General features: G+C 70.3%; 17 protein-coding genes and 2 pseudogenes. 10 read left to right on the top strand and 9 right to left on the bottom strand.

Translation table 11 applies throughout. The features are described 5' to 3' along the window. Positions 1–71 precede the first annotated feature (71 nt). From mnmG to F1D61_RS18340, 4 genes are read left to right on the top strand one after another with little or no spacing between them, the layout of a single operon-like run. Positions 72–1,955: a tRNA uridine-5-carboxymethylaminomethyl(34) synthesis enzyme MnmG gene (gene mnmG / locus F1D61_RS18355; RefSeq protein WP_203153096.1), complete on the top strand. Its 1,884-nt coding sequence runs from the start codon at positions 72–74 to the stop codon at positions 1,953–1,955. Next, entirely contained in the window at positions 1,952–2,593 is a 642-nt protein-coding gene (gene rsmG / locus F1D61_RS18350; protein WP_203153095.1) for a 16S rRNA (guanine(527)-N(7))-methyltransferase RsmG, read from the top strand. Before mnmG ends, rsmG begins: the two co-directional genes overlap by 4 nt. Then, entirely contained in the window at positions 2,590–3,438 is an 849-nt protein-coding gene (locus tag F1D61_RS18345) for a ParA family protein (RefSeq protein WP_203153094.1), read from the top strand. The genes rsmG and F1D61_RS18345 overlap by 4 nt, the downstream gene beginning before the upstream one ends. A 35-nt stretch (positions 3,439–3,473) precedes the next feature. Then, positions 3,474–4,361 carry a ParB/RepB/Spo0J family partition protein gene (locus tag F1D61_RS18340; RefSeq protein ID WP_203153093.1) on the top strand — a complete coding sequence of 296 codons (888 nt, stop codon included), beginning with the start codon at positions 3,474–3,476 and terminating at the stop codon, positions 4,359–4,361. Between the two features lie 53 nt (positions 4,362–4,414). Here the strand turns inward: F1D61_RS18340 and holA are convergent, their stop codons facing one another. The 3 genes from holA to leuS all read right to left on the bottom strand — a co-directional run bounded on the left by holA (position 4,415) and on the right by leuS (position 8,844). Next, the gene (gene holA, locus F1D61_RS18335) at positions 4,415–5,443 is read right to left on the bottom strand and encodes a DNA polymerase III subunit delta (protein ID WP_203153092.1); all 1,029 of its coding nucleotides are present in this window, start codon (positions 5,441–5,443) and stop codon (positions 4,415–4,417) included. A 7-nt stretch (positions 5,444–5,450) separates the two neighbouring features. Further along, the gene (lptE, locus tag F1D61_RS18330; protein WP_203153091.1) at positions 5,451–5,987 is read right to left on the bottom strand and encodes an LPS assembly lipoprotein LptE; all 537 of its coding nucleotides are present in this window, start codon (positions 5,985–5,987) and stop codon (positions 5,451–5,453) included. A 265-nt stretch (positions 5,988–6,252) separates the two neighbouring features. After that, positions 6,253–8,844, bottom strand: a complete 2,592-nt coding sequence (gene leuS, locus F1D61_RS18325; protein WP_203153090.1) for a leucine--tRNA ligase — start codon at positions 8,842–8,844, stop codon at positions 6,253–6,255. A 181-nt stretch (positions 8,845–9,025) separates the two neighbouring features. Between leuS and F1D61_RS18320 the strand changes: the two genes are divergently transcribed. After that, on the top strand, positions 9,026–9,709 hold the full coding sequence (locus F1D61_RS18320) for a YggS family pyridoxal phosphate-dependent enzyme (protein ID WP_203153089.1): 684 nt from the start codon (positions 9,026–9,028) through the stop codon (positions 9,707–9,709). A gap of 18 nt (positions 9,710–9,727) precedes the next feature. Here F1D61_RS18320 and F1D61_RS18315 read toward each other — a convergent pair whose 3' ends face one another. Together F1D61_RS18315 and F1D61_RS18310 are read right to left on the bottom strand one after the other, a co-directional pair. Beyond that, complete coding sequence (locus tag F1D61_RS18315; RefSeq protein WP_203153088.1) at positions 9,728–9,928, bottom strand: hypothetical protein; 201 nt, start codon at positions 9,926–9,928, stop codon at positions 9,728–9,730. A gap of 174 nt (positions 9,929–10,102) precedes the next feature. Beyond that, positions 10,103–10,636, bottom strand: coding sequence for a L,D-transpeptidase family protein (locus tag F1D61_RS18310; protein WP_203153087.1), 534 nt, complete (start codon positions 10,634–10,636; stop codon positions 10,103–10,105). A 107-nt stretch (positions 10,637–10,743) separates the two neighbouring features. Between F1D61_RS18310 and F1D61_RS18305 the strand changes: the two genes are divergently transcribed. Beyond that, complete coding sequence (locus F1D61_RS18305) at positions 10,744–11,406, top strand: 3'-5' exonuclease (RefSeq protein ID WP_203153086.1); 663 nt, start codon at positions 10,744–10,746, stop codon at positions 11,404–11,406. 156 nt (positions 11,407–11,562) lie between these two features. Then, entirely contained in the window at positions 11,563–12,249 is a 687-nt protein-coding gene (locus F1D61_RS18300; protein WP_203153085.1) for a response regulator transcription factor, read from the top strand. A 211-nt stretch (positions 12,250–12,460) separates the two neighbouring features. Here the strand turns inward: F1D61_RS18300 and F1D61_RS18295 are convergent, their stop codons facing one another. Then, complete coding sequence (locus F1D61_RS18295; protein WP_432443315.1) at positions 12,461–13,549, bottom strand: alanine racemase; 1,089 nt, start codon at positions 13,547–13,549, stop codon at positions 12,461–12,463. A 225-nt stretch (positions 13,550–13,774) separates the two neighbouring features. On the opposite strand from F1D61_RS18295, the gene F1D61_RS18290 reads away from it, so the two are divergent. The 3 genes from F1D61_RS18290 (at position 13,775) to dapD (ending at position 16,794) form a co-directional block, all read left to right on the top strand. Further along, complete coding sequence (locus tag F1D61_RS18290; RefSeq protein WP_203153083.1) at positions 13,775–15,298, top strand: sensor domain-containing diguanylate cyclase; 1,524 nt, start codon at positions 13,775–13,777, stop codon at positions 15,296–15,298. Positions 15,299–15,434: 136 nt separating this feature from the next. Continuing rightward, positions 15,435–15,887, top strand: coding sequence for a cyclic nucleotide-binding domain-containing protein (locus tag F1D61_RS18285; RefSeq protein ID WP_203153082.1), 453 nt, complete (start codon positions 15,435–15,437; stop codon positions 15,885–15,887). Between the two features lie 61 nt (positions 15,888–15,948). Next, positions 15,949–16,794 carry a 2,3,4,5-tetrahydropyridine-2,6-dicarboxylate N-succinyltransferase gene (dapD, locus tag F1D61_RS18280; RefSeq protein ID WP_203153081.1) on the top strand — a complete coding sequence of 282 codons (846 nt, stop codon included), beginning with the start codon at positions 15,949–15,951 and terminating at the stop codon, positions 16,792–16,794. Between the two features lie 400 nt (positions 16,795–17,194). Here dapD and panC read toward each other — a convergent pair. The 3 genes and pseudogenes from panC to F1D61_RS35415 all read right to left on the bottom strand — a co-directional run. After that, positions 17,195–18,066, bottom strand: a pseudogene (gene panC / locus F1D61_RS18275) (pantoate--beta-alanine ligase). A gap of 154 nt (positions 18,067–18,220) precedes the next feature. After that, a complete protein-coding gene (locus tag F1D61_RS18270; protein WP_246775398.1) occupies positions 18,221–19,150 on the bottom strand; it encodes a hypothetical protein in 930 nt (309 codons plus the stop codon). Between the two features lie 141 nt (positions 19,151–19,291). After that, positions 19,292–19,449 (bottom strand): annotated as a pseudogene (locus tag F1D61_RS35415) (IS66 family transposase); the annotation flags it as partial. Between the last annotated feature and the right edge of the window lie 299 nt (positions 19,450–19,748).

Below are 19,748 nucleotides of genomic sequence, written 5' to 3'. Positions count from 1 at the left end.
GTTTTCACGTGAAACGCGGGCGGATCCGAGAGCGTGATTGACGCCGCCATCGGGCGTCCCCTAATCACCTCATGCTCTCTGACGATTCTCCCACCTACGACGTCATCGTCGTCGGCGGCGGCCATGCGGGTGCGGAAGCGGCCGCCGCCGCCGCGCGTTACGGTGCCCGCACCGCCCTGGTCACCCACCGCCGCGATACGCTCGGGGCGATGTCCTGCAACCCTGCCATCGGCGGCCTCGGCAAAGGTCACCTCGTGCGCGAGGTCGATGCCCTGGATGGGCTGATGGGCCGGGTCGCCGACCGGGCCGGGATCCAGTTCCGGCTGCTCAACCGTCGCAAGGGACCGGCCGTGCGGGGACCCCGCACCCAGGCCGATCGCAAGCTCTATGCCCGGGCGGTGCAGGCGTTCCTCGAAGAGACGCCGAACCTCGCCATCGTCGAAGGCGAGGTCTCGGACCTCACCGTCATCGACGGTCGGGTCGCCGGTGCCGTGCTCGACGATGGCCGCGCCCTCCCCTGCCGAGCCGTGGTGCTCACCACCGGGACCTTCCTGCGCGGGCTTATCCATATCGGCGAGGTCACGATCCCCGCCGGCCGCATGGGTGAAGGGCCGGCTCTCGGCCTCTCGGCGACCCTCGACCGCCACGGCTTCGCCCTCGGCCGTCTGAAGACCGGTACGCCGCCGCGTCTCGATGGCCGTACCATCGACTGGCACGGGATCGACAAGCAGGCGGCCGACGACGAGCCGGTGCCGTTCTCGACCCTGACCGAGCGCATCATCACGCCCCAGATCGAGTGCGGCGTGACGCGGACGGGCCAGGCGGCGCACGACCTGATCCGGGCCAACCTGCATCGCTCGGCGATGTATTCCGGTGGCATCACCAGCCGCGGACCGCGCTACTGCCCGTCGATCGAGGACAAGGTGGTCCGCTTCGGTGACCGCGACGGCCACCAGATCTTCCTCGAGCCGGAAGGCCTCGACGACCCGACGGTCTATCCGAACGGCATCTCGACCTCCCTCCCCGAGGAGGTGCAAGCCGGCATCGTCCGCCTGCTGCCGGGCTGCGAGCGCGCGGTGATCCTGCGCCCGGGCTACGCGATCGAGTACGATTACGTCGATCCGCGCGAACTCGATCCCACGCTCCAGACCCGCCGCATCGCCGGCCTGTTCCTGGCAGGACAGATCAACGGCACCACCGGCTACGAGGAGGCGGCCGGCCAGGGGCTGGTGGCGGGGCTCAACGCCGCCCGCCTCGCCGGCGCCGCCGAGCTCGCGGTGTTCGACCGGGCCGAATCCTATCTCGGCGTGATGATCGACGATCTCGTGACCCACGGGGTCAGCGAGCCGTACCGCATGTTCACGTCCCGGTCGGAATACCGGCTCAGCCTGCGGGTCGACAATGCCGACGAGCGCTTGACCGGCCGCGGCCTTGCCCTCGGATGCGTCTCGCCGGGCCGCGCCGCGCATGACGCTGCGCGCCGCGATGCGCTGCAGGGGGCACGCCAAATTCTGGATGAGTTGAGCCTCACCCCGACGGAGGCGCAACGTCATGGTATCGCCCTCAACCGCGACGGCATCCGCCGGTCGGCATTCCAGCTGCTCTCCTACCCGGAGATGACCTGGGACCGCCTCGCCGCCGTTTGGCCGATGCTCCGGGATGTGCCCCCTGCCCTGGCCGACCGCCTCTGCACCGACGCGACCTATGCGGTCTATCTCGACCGCCAGCGGGCGGATATCGCGGCCTTCCGGCGCGACGAAGCGGTGACGCTTCCGGCCCTGCTCGATTATGGCAGCATTGCCGGCCTCTCGAACGAGTTGCGGCTGAAGCTCGACAAGGTCCGCCCGCTCACGCTCGGCCAGGCAGCCCGCATCGAGGGCGTGACGCCCGCGGCGCTCACCCTTCTCGCCGCCCACGCCCGTCGCGGCACACCTGCACAGGTCCCGGCCGAATGATCAAATCCCCTCCGGGCCGCGACGCCGTCCTGCTCGAAGCCGGCGTTTCACGTGAAACAGCCGCCGCCCTCGACCTCTACGTCGCCCAGCTGACCCGCTGGCAATCGATCAAGAATCTCGTCGGGCCATCGACCCTGGCCGAGGTGTGGACCCGCCACATCGCCGATTCGCTCCAGCTCCTCGCCCTCGCCCCCGAGGCGACGCGATGGCTGGACCTCGGCAGCGGCGCCGGCATCCCGGGCCTGATCCTGGCGATCGCCGGACGCGATCGGCCGGGCTTCCACGTCGATCTCGTCGAAAGCAACGGACGCAAGGGCGCCTTCCTGCAGGAAACGGCGCGCCTCACCGGTGCGGCGGCCAAAGTCCATGTCGCCCGCATCGAGACTGTGGTCGCCGGCTTCACCGATTCGCAGATCGTGACCGCCCGCGCCCTCGCGCCCCTGTCGCAGCTCCTCACCTGGACCGAACCATTGTTGAAAAACGGCGCCACGGGCCTTTTTCCGAAAGGGCGTGATGTCTTAACCGAATTGACCGAGGCCGAGGAAAGGTGGAGATTTGCCGCGGATCTGATCCCGAGTCGGACCGATTCTGACGCCAGGATCGTCCGCATCTCCAGCGTGAGCGGCCTTCTCCCATGATCGCGGACCCCCCAGAGTCGCAGGCGAGCGGCAGCCCGCGGCCCCTGCGCATCATTGCGCTCGCCAACCAGAAGGGTGGCGTCGGCAAGACGACGACGGCGATCAACCTCGGTACCGCCCTGGCGGCGATCGGCGAGCACGTGCTGATCGTCGATCTCGATCCGCAGGGCAACGCCTCGACCGGCCTCGGCATCGACCGGCGCCAGCGCCGGCTCTCGACCTACGACGTGCTCGCCGGCGAGGCGCCGCTGACCGATGCGGTGCAGGCCACCGCCGTGCCGCGTCTCTCGCTGATCCCCTCGACGATGGATCTGCTGGGTCTTGAGATGGCGATGGCGAGTGCGCCGGACCGGGCGCAGCGCCTGCGCCGGGCCCTGGAACCGCTCGATCTCGGCGACATGCCCGAGGACCAGCGCTTCACCTACGTGCTGATCGACTGTCCGCCCTCGCTCAACCTGCTGACCCTCAATGCGCTGGCGGCGGCGCATGCGGTGCTGGTGCCGCTGCAATGCGAGTTCTTCGCCCTTGAAGGATTGAGCCAGTTGCTGCGCACCGTCGAGCAGGTCAAGGGCGCCCTCAACCCGCGCCTGGCGATCCAGGGTGTGGTGCTGACGATGTTCGATCCGCGCAACAACCTCTCGGCTCAGGTCGTGGCCGACGTGCGCGAGTTCATGGGCGAGAAGGTCTACGAGACCATGATCCCCCGCAACGTGCGCGTCTCCGAGGCGCCGTCGCACGGCAAGCCGGTGTTGCTCTACGATCTCAAATGTGCCGGGTCGCAGGCCTATCTGCGGCTCGCCTCCGAGATCATCCAACGTGAAGGCCGCCTGCCGGCTGCCGCCTGAACCAGCGTAACGGAGTCGAGGAGAGGATGAAGGTTATGGCGGAGGAGGGAGCGCGGCCGCGCCTCGGGCGGGGTCTCGCGGCGCTGATCGGTGATTTCGGCGAGGAGACTCCTGCGGCCGCCGAGAAGCCGAAGGCCGGCCAGAGGCGGGTACCGATCGAGTTCCTGCGGCCGAACCCGCGCAACCCGCGGCGCCACTTCGCCGAGGCCGAGCTCGAGGAATTATCGGCCTCGATCCGCACCCGCGGGGTGATCCAGCCGATCGTCGTCCGGGCCCTGGCCAACCTGCCGGATGCGTTCGAGATTGTCGCCGGCGAGCGGCGCTGGCGGGCGGCGCAGCGGGCCGGCCTGCACGACGTGCCGGTGGTCACGGTCGAGATCGACGACCGCACCTCGCTCGAATACGCTATCCTGGAGAACGTCCAGCGCGCCGACCTCAACGCCATCGAGGAGGCGGCGGGCTACGAGCGGCTGATGAGCGAGTTCCGCTACACCCAGACCGAACTCGCCGAGATCATCGGCAAAAGCCGCAGCCATCTCGCCAACACCTTGCGCCTGCTGCAACTGCCGCCCGGCGTGCAGGATCACGTCATTGCCGGCACGCTGACCGCCGGACATGCGAGGGCGCTGCTCGCCGTCAAGGATCCCGAGGGAATCGCCCGCCGGGTGATCGAGGACGGGATGACCGTGCGCGAGGTCGAGGCGCTGGCGGCCGGCGAGCAGACCGGCACCGGCCCGCGCCCCGGCCGCCCGCGCAAGGCGGCGGTCGAGAAGGATGCGGATACCCGCGCCCTCGAACGGCGTCTGGAAGATGTTCTGGGCGTCGTGGTGTCGATCGAGGCCAAGGGCGCCGGGGGCGAGGTGCGCCTGCGCTATGCCAGCCTCGACCAGCTCGACGGGCTGTGCCGGCGCCTGGAAGTGTAGGAAGAGGCGGCCGGGCTCAATGGCCCGGCCTCGCATGACAGGGGAGAGGGGCCTCAGCCCCGCCGCGCCGCCTCGCTCGCCAGCCGGAGAAAGAGATCGGCCGCGATGGCATGCGAGAAGTCGCCGCCGGCCCGGCGCGCATTGAGCACGGCCTCCTGCAACAGCGACACCGCCCGGCGCAAGGAAACCGGGCTCCAACGGGCGAGCTGGGTCTCGACGATCCTCTGGCGCCGGAAATGTAGGCCGCGCCAGCCCGCCACCATCGCACCCGGGCTCTTGCCCTCGCCGTCGAGGCGGGTCGCCAGCAGGGTCAAGGCGTGGCGGAGCGCGCCGCCCAACATCACCGAGGCGTCCATCCCCTCGATCTGGAAGCGCCGGTAGCTGCGCTCGGTTTCGGCGATCCGTCCGGCGAAGGCGGCGTCGATCAGGGCATTGAGCATCGATCCCGAGACGTCGCTGCCGATCGCCTCGACATCGTCGATGCCGATCTCGCCCTGGCCGCGGGCATAGAGCGCCAGCTTCTCGATTTCGCCGAGGCTCGCCCGCCGGTCGCCGCCGAGGCCGCTGGCGAGGAGGTCGCGGGCCTCCCGCGTGATGCGCAACCCGTCGGCCCGCAGCGTACGGTCGATCAGGTCGGCGAGGGTGCCGGCATCGTCCGGATAGCATGGGATCGCCAGCGCCCGGGGCGAACGCTCGCAGATCACCCGCAGTGGGGCCGATTTGGCGAGGTCGCCGGCCTCGACCACGATCCGGGTGTCGGCACCCTCGTGCTTGAGGGCCGCATCGACCGCCGGGGCGTAGTTGCGGCTACCTGGGCGAACCCAGACCGCGCGTTTCCCGCCGAACAGCCCGACCGTGGCAGCCTCGTCGACGAGGCGGCCGGGATCGCTCGCCAGGACGTCGCCGTCGATCTTGACCAGGGCGAAGGGATCGGACGGATCGTCCACGGCCTTCTCGGCCAGGAGGCGCGCCCGCTCGGTCACGAGGCCGGTATCCGGGCCGTAAACCAGGATCACGGCGATGCGCGGGTCGGGGCCGCGGCGCAGCAGGCCCTCGACCTCGCCGGCCTTCACGGCGGTCATGTTGCGCTCACGGTTGAGTGGCGAGGATCGCGGCGACGCGGGTCTTGATCTGGTCGGAGAGCAGCTTGGCGAGGCGGATCTCGGCGTCCCGGGCGGCGCGCAGGCTGGCGAAGCGCTGGGACGAGCGGTCGTAGGTAGCGGTGCCCTGGGCAACGCCCTCGGTGACGATGCGGTCGCCGACGAGCGTCTGGACCTTGTAGGAGGCGGTGCCGACCAGGGTCGCCGCCTCGGCGCGGCCGGTGATCGAGCTGACGATCGGGGTCTGCACGGTCTCGCTCGCCGCGAGGGTCAGGCGATACTTCTTCTCCGAAGGCTGGCCCGAGCCATCGAGATCGAAGACCAGTTCGCTGCGCAGGTAGTGGCCGAGGCGCTCCTGGCCCTGCGCGGTCTTGGCCGGCTCGACCTGGATCGACGCGAGCACGGCGCTCAAGGGAGCACCGGAGGCGGTCGGTCCATAGAGCGGCCGGAAGCAGGCCGAGAGGCCGAGCGCCAGGGTGGCGACGAGAGTGAGGTTTGCCGCCGTCTTCGCCGTGCTGCCAGCCATGAAAATCCGTCCTGCCGCCGCTTGATTCGCTACCGCACCACCGACGCGGTTACCGTTCCGCCGGGGTTCTGCCAAGAGGAATGAGACCGTCATTCGTCCATCCCCGTCGGCCCCCCAGGATAGGGTTTTCGACCTAAAGAATGTCTGCGGCGACAGCAGGGCCGTGATGCTGTCGGCTGGTGGAAATCGGGGATCGAATCAAAAAGGGCCCGGCCATCATTCGATGGCCGGGCCCCGAGATCATCGAGCCGTGATGCGAGGTCGATCAGACCACGATGTTGACGATCCGCAGCGGCACCACGATCACCTTTCGCGGCGGCTTGCCCTCCAGCGCCCGCTGTACCGGCTCGAGAGCCAGCACCGCCTCCTGCACGGCGGCCTGATCGGCGTCGCGCGGCACGGTGACGTCGGCGCGCTTCCGGCCGTTGATCTGCACCGGCATCGTCACGCTGTCCTCGACGAGGAGGTCGTGGCGGATTGCCGGCCAGGCGGCTTCCGCCACCAGGCCGTCCTGGCCGAGGGCGGTCCAGCAGGTCTCGGCGAGGTGCGGCATCATCGGGGCGATGAGCTGCACCAGGATCAGCGTCGCCTCGCGTAAGGAAGGGGAGGGGGCGTGACCGCGCTCAGCCGCGACCGCCTCCTGAAGGCTGTTCGCCAGTTCGTAGATGTGGGCGACGCAGCGGTTGAAGCGCAGGCGTTCGATATCCTCGCCGATAGCGGCCAGGGCCTTGTGCGCCGCCTTCAGCGCTGCCTCGCTACCGGTGCCGGCCGCTCCGGACCCGCCCTCGGCGACCTCGCTCACCATGCGCCAGACGCGCTGCACGAAGCGTGACGCGCCCTGCACGCCGTCCTCGGTCCAGATCACGTCACGCTCGGGCGGCGAGTCGGAGAGCATGAACCAGCGGGCGGTATCGGCACCGTAGGAGGCGATGATGTCGTCGGGGTCGACGACGTTCTTCTTCGACTTCGACATCTTCTCGATCGCCCCGATGGCGATCGGCGCGTCGGTTTTCACGTGAAACGCTTTGCGGGCGCCGTCCTCGGTCACGATCTTGACGTCGACCGGCTGCACCCAGGCCCCGGCCTCGTCGCGATAGGTCTCGTGCACGACCATGCCCTGCGTGAACAGGCCGGCGAAGGGCTCGTCGTGCCCGGCCCAGCCGGTCTGGCGCATCGCCCGCATGAAGAAGCGGGAATAGAGCAGGTGCAGGATCGCGTGCTCGATGCCGCCGATATACTGGTCGACCGGCAGCCAGTGATCGGCCACCGCCTTGTCGGTCGGCGCGTCGGTGAGCCACGGCGCGGTGAAGCGGGCGAAGTACCAGGACGAGTCGACGAAGGTGTCCATCGTGTCGGTCTCGCGCCGGGCCGGCTTGCCGCAGGACGGGCACGGCACGTTGCGCCAGGCGGTATCGCGCTCCAGCGGGTTGCCGGGCACGTCGAACGAGACCTCCTCCGGCAGCCGCACCGGCAGGTCGGCGGTCGGGACCGGTACGACGCCGCACGCATCGCAATGGATCACCGGGATCGGGCAGCCCCAGTAGCGCTGGCGCGAGACCCCCCAGTCGCGCAGGCGGAACTGCACCCGGCGCTTGCCGACCGAGGCACCGTCCAGGGTCTCGGCCTCCAGGCGATCGGCGACGGTCTTGAACGCCTCGTCGGTGCTCATCCCGTCGAGGAAGCGCGAGTTGATCATCCGCCCGTCGCCGTCATAGGCGGTGTCGGTGACGACGAAGGCGGCCGGATCCTGGTCGGGCGGACAGACGACCGGGGTGTTGCCGAGACCGTACTTGTTGGCGAAGTCGAGGTCGCGCTGGTCGTGCGCCGGGCAGCCGAACACCGCGCCGGTGCCGTACTCCATCAGCACGAAATTCGCGACGTAGACCGGCAGGGTCCAGGACGAGTCGAGGGGGTGGCGCACCCGCAAGCCGGTATCGAAGCCGAGCTTCTCCGCCGTATCGATCGCGGCTTGCGCAGTGCCCATGCGCCGGCATTCGGCGATGAAGTCCTGCAGGGCCGGGGTGTCCCTCGCCACCGCGGCGGCGAGGGGATGGTCGGCGGCGACCGCCAGGAACTTGGCGCCGAACAGCGTGTCGGGCCGCGTCGTGTAGACCGTGACCTCGGAGTTCGCGCCCTCGGGCACGCTCTCGAGCGCGAAGCGCAGCTCCAGCCCTTCCGAGCGGCCGATCCAGTTGCGCTGCATCAGCCGGACCTTCTCCGGCCAGCGCTCCAGCGTGTCGAGCCGGTCGTCCAGGTCCTGGGCGAAGTCAGTGATCTTGAAGAACCACTGGGTCAGCTCGCGCTGCTCGACCAGCGCGCCGGAGCGCCAGCCGCGCCCGTCGATCACCTGCTCGTTGGCGAGCACGGTGTGGTCGACCGGATCCCAGTTCACCTTGGCGGTGCGGCGCGAGACCAAACCGGCCTTCAGGAAGTCCAGGAACATCCGCTGCTGGTGCTTGTAGTAGTCGGGATCGCAGGTCGCGATCTCGCGGCTCCAGTCCAGCGACAGGCCCATCGATTGCAGCTGCGCCCGCATCGTCGCGATGTTGGCGTAGGTCCATTCCCGCGGGTTGACCTTGTTCTGCATCGCGGCGTTCTCGGCCGGCAGGCCGAAGGCGTCCCAGCCCATCGGGTGCAGGACGTTGAAGCCCTTGGCGCGCTTGTAGCGGGCGACCACGTCGCCCATCGCGTAGTTGCGCACGTGGCCCATATGGATGCGCCCCGACGGGTAGGGGAACATCTCGAGCACGTAGTATTTCGGACGAGAGTCCTCGTTGCGGGTGCGGAAGATTTCCCGCTCGGCCCACACCTGCTGCCAGTGGGGCTCGGAATCCTTCGCGTTGTAACGTTCGGCCATGGCGGCGTCTTTGCGACCGGTCGGCGCCGGCGCCGAGAGCACCGGCGGCAGGGATGAAGGGAAAACGTCACGGCCGCAAACGGTTGAGCTTGCTCGGCGCGGCGCCGGCGGACTAGGACACGGTTTGGTCCCGAGGGTCAACAATCAAGCAAGGCGGCGCGCCGCCGGAAAGGAAGCGGTCATGATCGACCCGCAGACCATCGTGGCGAACCTGACCGAGGTGCAGAGCGAGATCGCCCGCGCGGCGCAGGACAGCGAGCGCCCGCCGGCGGATGTCGCCCTGATCGCCGTGTCGAAGACGATTCCCCCGGAGGGAATCCGCCCGGCTCTCGCAGCGGGCCAGCTCTGTTTCGGCGAGAACTACGTGCAGGAGGCGAAGGCTAAGTGGCCCGCCCTGCGCGAGGAGTATCCGCAAGCCGAGCTGCACCTGATCGGCCCGCTGCAATCGAACAAGGCCCGCGAGGCGGTGGAGCTGTTCGACGTGATCCACACCCTCGACCGGACCTCGCTCGCCGCGGCGCTGGCGAAGGAGATCCAGCGCGCTGGCCGGCACCCGACCCTGCTGGTGCAGGTCAATACCGGCGAGGAGCCGCAGAAGGGCGGGGTGGCACCGAGCGCGGTCGATGCCTTCCTGGCCGAGTGCCGGGACACGCACGGCCTCACGGTCTCGGGGCTGATGTGCATTCCCCCGGCGGAGGATCCGCCCTCGGCGCATTTCGGCCTGCTGGCGGCGATCGCCCGCCGCCACGCCCTGCCGATCCTGTCGATGGGAATGAGCGCCGACTACCCAGCGGCGATCCAGATGGGCGCGACCCATGTCCGGGTCGGCAGCGCGATCTTCGGGGCGCGCCAGCCGAAGGGCTGACGCGCACGGGTCACGACGTCAATTGGCGTGCAGGCAGCGGATCTCCTCCCGCGCCTGCTCCAGGAAGCGGACGCGGTCCTCGTCCGTGAGCAGGATCGGGGAATTGGGCAACCCGTCGCGATAACGGGAGCCGGTATCCCAGAGGGTTCCGCGCGCGCCCTCCGCCGCATGGATCTGGCGGGCGCGTACGATTTCGGTCGCGGTGTAGGCGTCGAGCATCCGTCTCTCCCTGCGTCCGATAAGGCTTTTGTGTGGCAGCCAGGACCCTACAGGATGTTTTCACGGTATGCGAGTGTGGCAGCGTTACCAAAATGAAAGAGTTTTCTGTGCTCCGCAGCATGGATAGCCGAGAAAGTTCTCGCGAAGTGGCGGCGGTGTCGAAGAAGAGCTTGCCTAGATCGTGAGACGGGTGCCGGGACCGAGGCGGCGCAGGAGCCGGACGAGATCGGGACGGCGGAGCGCCACGCAGCCCTCGGTCGGCCGGAAGCCGGGGCGGGCGACGTGGAGGAAGATCGCGCTGCCGCGCCCGGGGCGGATCGGGCCGCGGTTGTAGTCGAGGTCGATCACGAGGTCGTAGAGCCCGTCGTCGCGCCACATCTTTTCCGCGCTGATGCCGGGGGCGGGCAGCGGAATCGGGCGGTTGTAGCGCCGGTCGCGGGCGTCGTCGCACCATCCGTCGCCGGGCCGGATGCGGCGCAAGGGGAGGGCGGTCGCGGGGCGCATCGCGAGCCGGTCGGGCCGGTAGAAGCCGCCGCGCAGGCGAAACGTCCCGCGCGGCGAGGCGCCGTCGCCCTCGCGCTTGCGATGCGTCTGGCCGCCCTTGCCGAGGGCGCAGGGAATCCGGACCGGGCCGGCGATCAGGGTGCCGCGGCGGGGATCGAGAGGATCGGGGCGGACCCGCAGGTGCGGGAGGGTCGTGCGCTTCATGGGCTTTGTTCTACGGCGCCGGCTCCGGAGCCGTCGAGAGGAGCGTGACAGGACGCCCGGTCCGGCGGAGAATGGCGCGAGCCCCCGCGTCCGAGCCGTTGCCGCCCATGCCCGAGCCGATCCCCGTTGCCGATGCCGCCCCGGACTGGCTCGGCTGGCTGCCGCCGCGCCTCGTCGCGATCGACGTCGAGACGACGGGGCTCGACCGGACCGACCGGGTGGTGAGCTTCGGTGCCGTGGCGCTCGCCACCGCCTCGCTCGCCGCCGGCACGCCTGAGATCACCTGCCACTACCTGATCTTCGATCCCGGCCGGGCGAGCCATCCGATGGCCGAGGCGGTGCACGGCTACGACGACTGGCTCCTGCGCCACCAGGACCCGGCCGGCACCCATGCCGGCGCCGTGGCGGACCTCCTCGCCGGGGCCGACCTGATCGTGGCGCACAACGCCGCCTTCGATCTCGGCTTCCTCAACCGCGAACTCGCCGCCGCCGGGCTGCCGCCGGTGGCCGCCAAGGTCTACTGCACCATGGAGGCCTATCGCCGCCGGGGCGAGAAGGGGAGGGCGGCCCTCGATGCGGTGTGCCGGCGCATCGGCATTGCCCGGGTCGGCGCCCGCCACGGCGCGCTGGAGGATGCCTGGCTGGCGCTGCGGGCCTATCTCTGGCTCCAGGCCTGCCCGGTGGCGGTGGCCCGCCCCGAACTCGCCGCGCCGAGCAATCTGCGCCCGGCTCCGCCGCGCCCGGACGGCCCGCTGCCGCCCCGATCCTGAGGCCGACGGCCGTGGACAGGCCGGGCCCCGGCCCTTGCCGCGGCTTGGCGCTCCGCTACTCTGCCCCGCATGTTGCCAGGCTGCGCGCTCCGTCCGGGAGTGCCGGCCGGCGGCGGGCCTCCCGGGTTCGCCGCCTTCCTCGAGAGTGCCGGTTCGATGTCGAACGCCCACCGCCTGCTCGTCGTCGACGACGATCCGACCCTGCGCGACACCCTGACCGAGCAGCTCGCCCTGTCGGACGCCTTCGAGGTGGTGACCGCCGAGACCGCGCGCGGGGCGATGGATCGGGTCGCGGCCGAGCGGGTCGACCTCGTGGTGATGGATGTCGGCCTGCCCGACCTCGACGGGCGCGAGGCGGTGCGCCAGATGCGCCAGGGCGGCTTTCGCGGGCCCGTGATCATGCTCACCGGCCAGGCCTCGGATTCCGACACGGTGCAGGGGCTGGATGCCGGCGCCAACGACTACGTGACGAAGCCGTTCAAGTTCGCGGTGCTGCTCGCCCGCATCCGCGCCCAGCTGCGCCAGTACGAGGCGAGCGAGGATGCGGTGTTCCAGATCGGTCCCTACACCTTCCGGCCCGGCGCCAAGCTCCTCGTCGGCGACCGCGGCTCGAAGCTGAAGCTCACGGAGAAGGAGACGGCGATCCTGCGCTTCCTCTACCGGGCCGGCCGGCAGGTGGTGGGGCGCGACACGCTGCTCGCCGAGGTGTGGGGCTACAACGCGCAGGTCACCACCCACACGCTGGAAACCCACATCTACCGCCTGCGCCAGAAGATTGAGCCGAACCCGGCGACGGCCTCGATCCTGGTGACGGAGGGCGGGGGGTACAAGCTGCTGCCGTAGGCAGGAGGATGGCCGAGCCGGTCCCCGGATCATCCGACCCGCAACCTCATCCTGAGGTGTGGAGCGATCGAAGATCGCGGAGCCTCGAAGGAGGGCTCCAGAAGTCTCGCGATTCCTGGAGCCCTCCTTCGAGGTCAGTCCATCGCAGATGGACTGACACCTCAGGATGAGGTCGTGGATGGGAATGATGCCCAAACGGATTCTCCGTTCGTCACGCGATCATCCCCCGCGCCTCCACGGCGAGCGTCCCGACGATCACCCCGTCCCGCACCGCCACCAGCTCGTCGACCATGTTGACGACGACGCAGACGTGGTTGGGCACCACCTCGACCAGGGTGCCGACCGGGGGCCGCGCGGCACAGGCCGCGAGGTCGAGGAAGCCGTGCTCCTCGGCGAAGGCACTGATGCGGGCGCCCGGATGGTCGGGCATGAGCCCGTACCCGTCGAGGCCGCCGCCGCTGTCGCTGGTCAGCGTCTTGGCGCCGGCATCCAGGATGCCGCGCTCCGGGCCCGCCCGGCTCACCACCCGGGAGAGCACGGCGAGCGCGCACTCGTCGAGGGTCGCGACGCCCGCGGCCATCATCATGCGGTCGTTGAAGATCACGGTGCCGGCCCGGTGCTCGGTGGCGCCACGGACCCCGCCGAGTTCCGGCAGGTTCGGCGTGCCGCCGGTCGAGACGATGCGGGCGGTGAGTCCGTGCTCGGCGAGCCCCGCCTTCGCCGCGTCGAGGAAACGCTGCGCGCCGGCGGCGTCGCCGGCCGGGGGGTAGAGGAGCAGGCCCGCGAAGGCGAGGCCGGGCCGGCTCGCGATGTCGCGGGCGAGCGCCACCGCCTCGCCCGGCGTCTCGACGCCGGCGCGCTTGCGGCCGGTGTCGCATTCCACCACCACGTCGAGGGTGCGCCCGCCGGCCTGCGCGGCCTCCGGCAGGCCCGCCACGGTGACGGGATTGTCGGCCGCGACGGTGATCCGGGCGGGGCTCTCGCGCAGGAGCCGGCCGAGACGCCCGACCGCGTGCGGGCCGATCAGGTTGTAGCTCACCAGGATGTCGTCGATCCCGGCCCGGGCCATCACCTCGGCCTCGCCGATCTTCTGGCAGGTGACGCCGCTTGCGCCGGCCTCGATCTGCATCCGGGCCAGCACCGGGTTCTTGTGGGTCTTGATGTGCGGGCGGTTGGCGAGGCCGGCCGCGTCGCAGGCGGCCTGGAGCCGGGCGATGTTGCGCGCCACCCGGTCGAGGTCGATCACCACCGCCGGGGTGCCGTAGCGGCGGGCGATCTCCTCGCGCAAGGAGAGGCTCAGCATCGCGGCGCACTCCCGGGACGCGTCGGTGGGATCGTGTCGGCGCGCATCATGGTTCCTCCTGCGGCGGCTCGAGCGGGCCGGATCATAGCCGCGAACCGCCTGCCCCGCCCACTCGCATCGTCCATCGGAGCTAGGACGTTTGTCCGCTGCCGCAGGGCAACCCAATGTTAGAAATCCGCATCTAGAGAGGGAAGCATCCCAGCACCGCGCAACGGAGCGTCGATGCCGTCCGGACCCCGCTCACGACCCTCCACCGCGTCGCGCACGCTGGCCGGTTCGATCGTGGTTGCCACCCTGGCGATCGGCGCCGCCTCCGGCCTGACCGTCATGCAGATGCGCGCGAGCGCCTGGGACCAGGTCGGCCGGGTGTCGCAGAACCTGTTGGAATCGGTCGAGCACATGGTCGACCGCAACATCGAACTCTACGACCTGTCGCTCCAGGCCGTGGTCGAGGGGCTGCACAACCCGGAGGCCGAGGGCATCGCGCCGGGCCTGCGCCAGGCCGTGCTGTTCGACCGGGCCGCCACCGCGAACGGCCTCGGCGCCATCCTGGCCCTCGACGCGCAGGGACGGGCCTTCGCCGATTCGACCGCCGTGGTGCCGCGCCGGCTGAGCTATCCCGATGCGGATTTCTTCCGGGTCCACAAGGAGCGGGGGGATGTCGGACTCTACATCGGCAAGCCGATCCGGAAGGAGACGGACGGCCGCTGGACGATCCCGCTCAGCCGCCGCCTCGCCTATGCGGACGGGACGTTTGCCGGCGTGGTCGTCGGAACGATCGATGTCGGCTACTTCAACGCGCTGTTCGACCGCCTCAGCATCGGCGACGGCACCCGCATCGCCTTTTTCCGCGACAGCGGCGAGCTTCTCGCGCGCACGCCGAGACCGGAGGCCGCGATTGGCTGGTCCGTGACCGAGGCCCCGTATTTCCACCGCTTCTTCGAGCGGCGCGCGGGCCAGTTCGTCGATGTCGCCCGCATCGATTCGGTCGAGGTCCTGTTCAGCTACAGCCGGATCGGCAAGCGGCCCCTCGTCGCCACCGTGATGGTTCCGACGCAGGCCATCGCGGGCCTGTGGCAGCCGCGGGCGATCGCGATCGTCGCCGTGGTGGCGTTCCTGTGCAGCGGCATGATCGGGCTGACCCTCGTGCTCCAGCGCGAGCTCGAACGGCGGGCCCGCGCCGAGGAACGGGCGCTCGCGGCCAATCGCGACCTCGCCCGCCTCGCCCATACCGACGGGCTCACCGGCCTGCCGAACCGGCGCCATTTCGACCAGGCCTTCGCGCGGGCGCGCGAGGATGTGGCACGGAACGGCGCGCCCCTCGCCCTGATCCTCCTCGATGCCGACCGGTTCAAGCGCTACAACGACACCTACGGCCACCTCGCCGGGGACGAGGTGCTGCGCGCCGTCGCCCGGGTGCTGCGGCGCCAGGTCCGCGAGCCGGACGAGACCGCCTGCCGGATCGGCGGCGAGGAATTCGCCGTGCTGCTGCCGGGGGCGTCCGGCGCCGCGGCCGCGGCCCGGGCCGAACGCATCCGCCAGGCCCTGGCCCGCCTGCGGATCCCGCATGTCGGCAACGAGGGCGGCGTCGTCACCGTGAGCCTCGGCGTCGCCGAGGCGCTGCCGGCCGAGACCGAAGGGCAGTGCTTTTCGGCCGCCGACGCCGCGCTCTACGAGGCCAAGCGCCAGGGGCGCAACCGCGTGGTGGTGCGGCCCGGCGGCGAGGCGGGCACGCGGGTCGCGTGAGGCTCCGGGCGGACTGGCGGTGGCGCGCCGACCCAAGTCTGCGTAGAGCTTGTCTGGTTGGAGCTTGTCTGGTTGGACGGACCGGCCGGACGCGCGAGGAGACCGCGCGGGGCGCATTACGGGGAGAGCGGGGCCGTTGGCGCTCGACGACGACATCGCGATCCTGGAGGCGGCGCCCCTGTTCGGCCTGATGCACCGGGATGCCCTGCGGCTAATCTCGTTCGCGGCCGAGCGCCGGCGGCTGGAACCGGGCGCCGTGCTGTTCACCCGCGGCGAGACCGCCGAGGGCGGCTTCGTGGTGACCCGCGGCACGGTGGTGCTGGAGCCCCGCGGCCCCCGCGGCGCCCCGGTCGAGGCCGGGCCCGCCGCGCTGATCGGCCAGGCCGCCCTGTTCTTCACCCTGGAGCGGCCGACGACGGCGCGGGCCGGCGCCGGCCCGGTCGAGGTCATGGTCGTCACCCAGGCGGTGATGCGCCGGATGCTCGAGGTGTTTCCCGACGCCGCCGCGGTGATCCACGACGCGCTGGCCGACGAGCTCGCCGCGCTGACCCGCGCCTTCGCCGACAGCCGGGCCGCCGACCCGACGTGACAGCAGGGCAGGGGCTTTGCTAGAGGGGGCGCCGACACGCACTCCCGCCTGGACGCCTCCCATGTCGCACGCCGATCTCGCCCGGACCATCGAAGCCGCCTGGGAGGACCGCGCCGGCATCGGCGTCGATACGGGCGGGCCGGTGCGCGAGGCCGTCGAGGCCGCCCTGGCGCTCCTCGATTCCGGCGAGGCCCGGGTCGCCGAGAAGTCCGGCGGCCAGGACTGGCAGGTCAACCAGTGGCTCAAGAAGGCGGTGCTGCTGTCCTTCCGCCTCAACGACATGGCGCTGATCGAGGGCGGCCCGGGCGGCGGCGGCTGGTGGGACAAGGTGCCGTCGAAGTTCGAGGGCTGGGACGCCGCGCGCTTCCGCGCCGCGGGCTTCCGGGCGGTGCCGGGCGCCGTGGTGCGCCGGGGCGCCTATATCGCGCCCGGCGCGGTGCTGATGCCGTCCTTCGTCAATCTCGGCGCCCATGTCGGCGAGGGCTCGATGATCGACACCTGGGCCACGGTCGGCTCCTGCGCCCAGATCGGCAAACACTGCCACATCTCCGGCGGCGCCGGCATCGCCGGCGTGCTCGAGCCGCTCCAGGCCAACCCGGTCATCATCGAGGACAACTGCTTCATCGGCGCCCGCGCCGAGGTGGCCGAGGGCGTGATCATCGGCGAGGGCAGCGTCTTGTCGATGGGCGTCTATATCGGCGCCTCGACCAAGATCATCGACCGGGCGACCGGCGAGGTCTCCTACGGCCGCGTGCCGCCTTACTCGGTGGTGGTGTCGGGCACGCAGCCCGGCAAGGCGCTGCCGGACGGCACCCCCGGCCCGTCGCTCTACTGCGCCGTCATCGTCAAGCGCGTCGATGCCGGCACCCGGGCCAAGACCGGCATCAACGAGCTGCTGCGGGACTGACGTCCCGCCGCGGGACTGAAGCACTTCGGCGTCGCGTTTCTTGCCTGAGAGCCTGTTTGACTTGCGAAAATTCAGCGGCAACGACCTCTTCCCTCCCTCTCGCGACCTCGTCCTGAGGTGCGACTGAAAGGAGCCTCGAAGGAGGGCTCCAGACGTCTTCGCGATCCCTGGAGCCCTCCTTCGAGGTCAGTCGATTTGCAATCGACTGACACCTCAGGATGAGGTCGTGTGTGGGAGTAAGTGCTTTTGTCGATCAAGCAGGCTCTGAGAGCCTGTTCGGTCCGATCGACAGTCCTGACACCCTCCTCGTCATTCCGGGCTCCGCTTCGCGGCCCCGGAATGACGGTGGGTTCAGGATCTGCAGAGACCCGAGATCTGTGGAGACCAACGACGCCGTCGCTCAGACCGCGACGTTGTCGATGAGGCGCGTGCGGCCGAGGAAGGCCGCCGCCAGCACCCGGGCCGGGCCCTCGACCCGCTCCAGCGGCGCCAGGGTCTCGGCGTCGTTCACCGACAGGTACTGCACCGGCGCGAAGCCCGCCGCCTCCAGCGCCGCCCGGCCCTCCGCCAGGGCGGGCTCCGTCGGGGCACCCCGCGGACGGACTCGGCCACCCGCTGCAGCACGGCGTGCATCGCGGGCGCGGCCCGCCGCTCCTCGTCCGAGAGGTAGCGGTTGCGCGACGACAGGGCGAGGCCGTCGGCCTCCCGCAGGGTCGGCGCGCCCTCGATCGCCACCGGGATGTCGAGGTCGCGGGTGGCGCGGCGGATCACCTGGAGCTGCTGAAAATCCTTCTCGCCGAAGATCGCCCGGTCGGGCAGGCACTGCAGCAGCAGCTTCGTCACCACCGTGGCGACACCCGCGAAATGCCCGGGGCGCAAGGGCCCGCACAGGACCTCCGTCAGCCCCGCCACCGTCACGGTGGTGGAGAAGCCCGGCGGATACATGGTGCCGACATCGGGCAGGAAGGCGGCATCGGCGCCGATCTCGGCGAGCAGGGCGAGATCGGCCTCCAGGACGCGCGGATAGCGGGAAAAGTCCTCGTTGGGGCCGAACTGCGTCGGGTTGACGAAGATGCTGACCACGACCCGCCGGCTTCCCGCCTGCGCCTGCCGCACCAGGGACAGGTGCCCCTCGTGCAGCGCGCCCATGGTCGGCACCAGGGCGACGCCCTCGCCGGCCGCCCGCCAGTCCCGCACCTGCGCCCGCAGGGCGGCGACGTCGGTCAGCCGGAGGACGGGGGTGCGAGGGGAGGGGGGGCCGTCATCGTCGATCTCCGGTCGGTCGAACCGGCGCGACCGTAAACGGGGCGCAAGCCCGGCGCCAGGGTCGGGCCACCCCGAGATTCGGGCAAGATCCTCCCCGTTCGCACCGGCCGCCCGCGGAATTCCGGAGGCGCGACGTGTACTTTTCTCCAAGGGAATGGAGTCAGGACTGTTCCTGGTTCGTCGAGGCCTCCCGATTCAGGACTTCCCGATCCAGGACTTCCCGATCCAGAAGCTCTTGCCCGAGGCGATACGTGATGTCGCTATAGGACAGGGAATCGGCGATGAAGCGGTCGAAGGCCTCGATCCAGAGCGGTGTCAGGACGATGAACTGCCCCTTGTCGCCGTGGCGCGCGAGGAAGCCGTGCTGTTCGGCGGCGAGCAGCATGTTACGGATATGCGAGCGGGAGACCCCGAAGCGGGGGGCGAGCGCTGCGAGATCGGCCTCCCGCAGGGCGCTGTCGGTGGTTTCCCCGCCGAGGCGGCACAGGGTGAACAGGATCGAGAGGGCGCTGGTCGCGGCCAGGAAGAAGACGACGGCGAGGTTGCGCCACGCCACCTTCACGGCACCCTCGAGCACCGGGACGGATGCGCTGCCATGCGCCTTCTGGAAGGCCGGGCTGCGCGCGAGGGCGAGCGCGTAGCCGGGCTCCGGAAACAGGATCGACAGCGGCTCGAAATGCGCCGCCATCCATTCCCGGTCCCACCGCAGCAGCGCCTCGGTCGGGACGAGCAGGCGGACGCGGCTATCCGCGGGGTGGTGGCGCAGCTCCAGGAACTGGGTCTGGACCAGGCGCGAGACGAAGTCGTCGATGAAACGCGGGCTCGCGAACCCGAAATCGGCCACGGTCTCCTTGAGCCGCTTCAGGGTCGGCCAGGTTTCGCGATCGTCCTCGACGTAACGCGCATGCAGGCAGACGATGATCGCCAATGTGGTGACGCGGCCGGCATCGGCGCCGGTTTTTCCGGGGAACCCCTCCGGTTTATACACATCGAGGCAATGGTCGATATACAGCGCGCGACAGTCTTGAAATCGCGGATGGGACAATATCTCTTCCACGGTGTGGCGGGCGACGATTTCCTGCGGATTCACTGCATGTCCCATTCATCCGGGCCTGTTCGCGGGCGGGCGAGCGGTGGATCGATGCCCGAGCCAGGCGGTGGTAATGACCCAAGCGGTATTTTTCGGCACGCGCGTTTTCCACTCCCCCCGGAGTTGCAGACGGCGTTTCGATCAGGCTGTGAGGGTCGCGAGCAAGGTGGCGAAGGGGGCGCCTTGGTCCCGAGGGCGGCGGTGGCGACGACGGTGGGCATGTCCGCCTCGCCCTGGGCGGCCCATATCGCCCGGTAGCCGTTCGTGACCCTGCGCTGGACCACCGCCGGCCGGAACCCGGCGCGCCGCTGAATCATGTCACCATCCTGACGTTCCTGGCCCGGTTCGGTCTGGCCTCGCTGCGCGATCTGCCCGACCTCGAGGCGCTCGAAAGGGCCGGAATGCTCGGCCCGGATGGCGCGGCCGACGCGCCCTCCGGCCCCTTCGATGCCAGGCTGGGATCGTTCGGCGAGGAGGGGTGACACTCGCTCGCGCAGGTCTGCCAGCGGCGCCTCGCGAACGCTGCCTGCTCGCGCCGACCGGCACCGTGTCTCCCGACAGGGCCGAAGCGCACCACCATGCGCGTCTGCGAAAAGGC

This window comes from Methylobacterium aquaticum (assembly GCF_016804325.1).
GTDB lineage: Bacteria > Pseudomonadota > Alphaproteobacteria > Rhizobiales > Beijerinckiaceae > Methylobacterium > Methylobacterium aquaticum_C.
The sequence above is the reverse complement of the archived record's forward strand: the minus strand, read 5'-3'. Positions and strand labels throughout refer to the sequence as shown.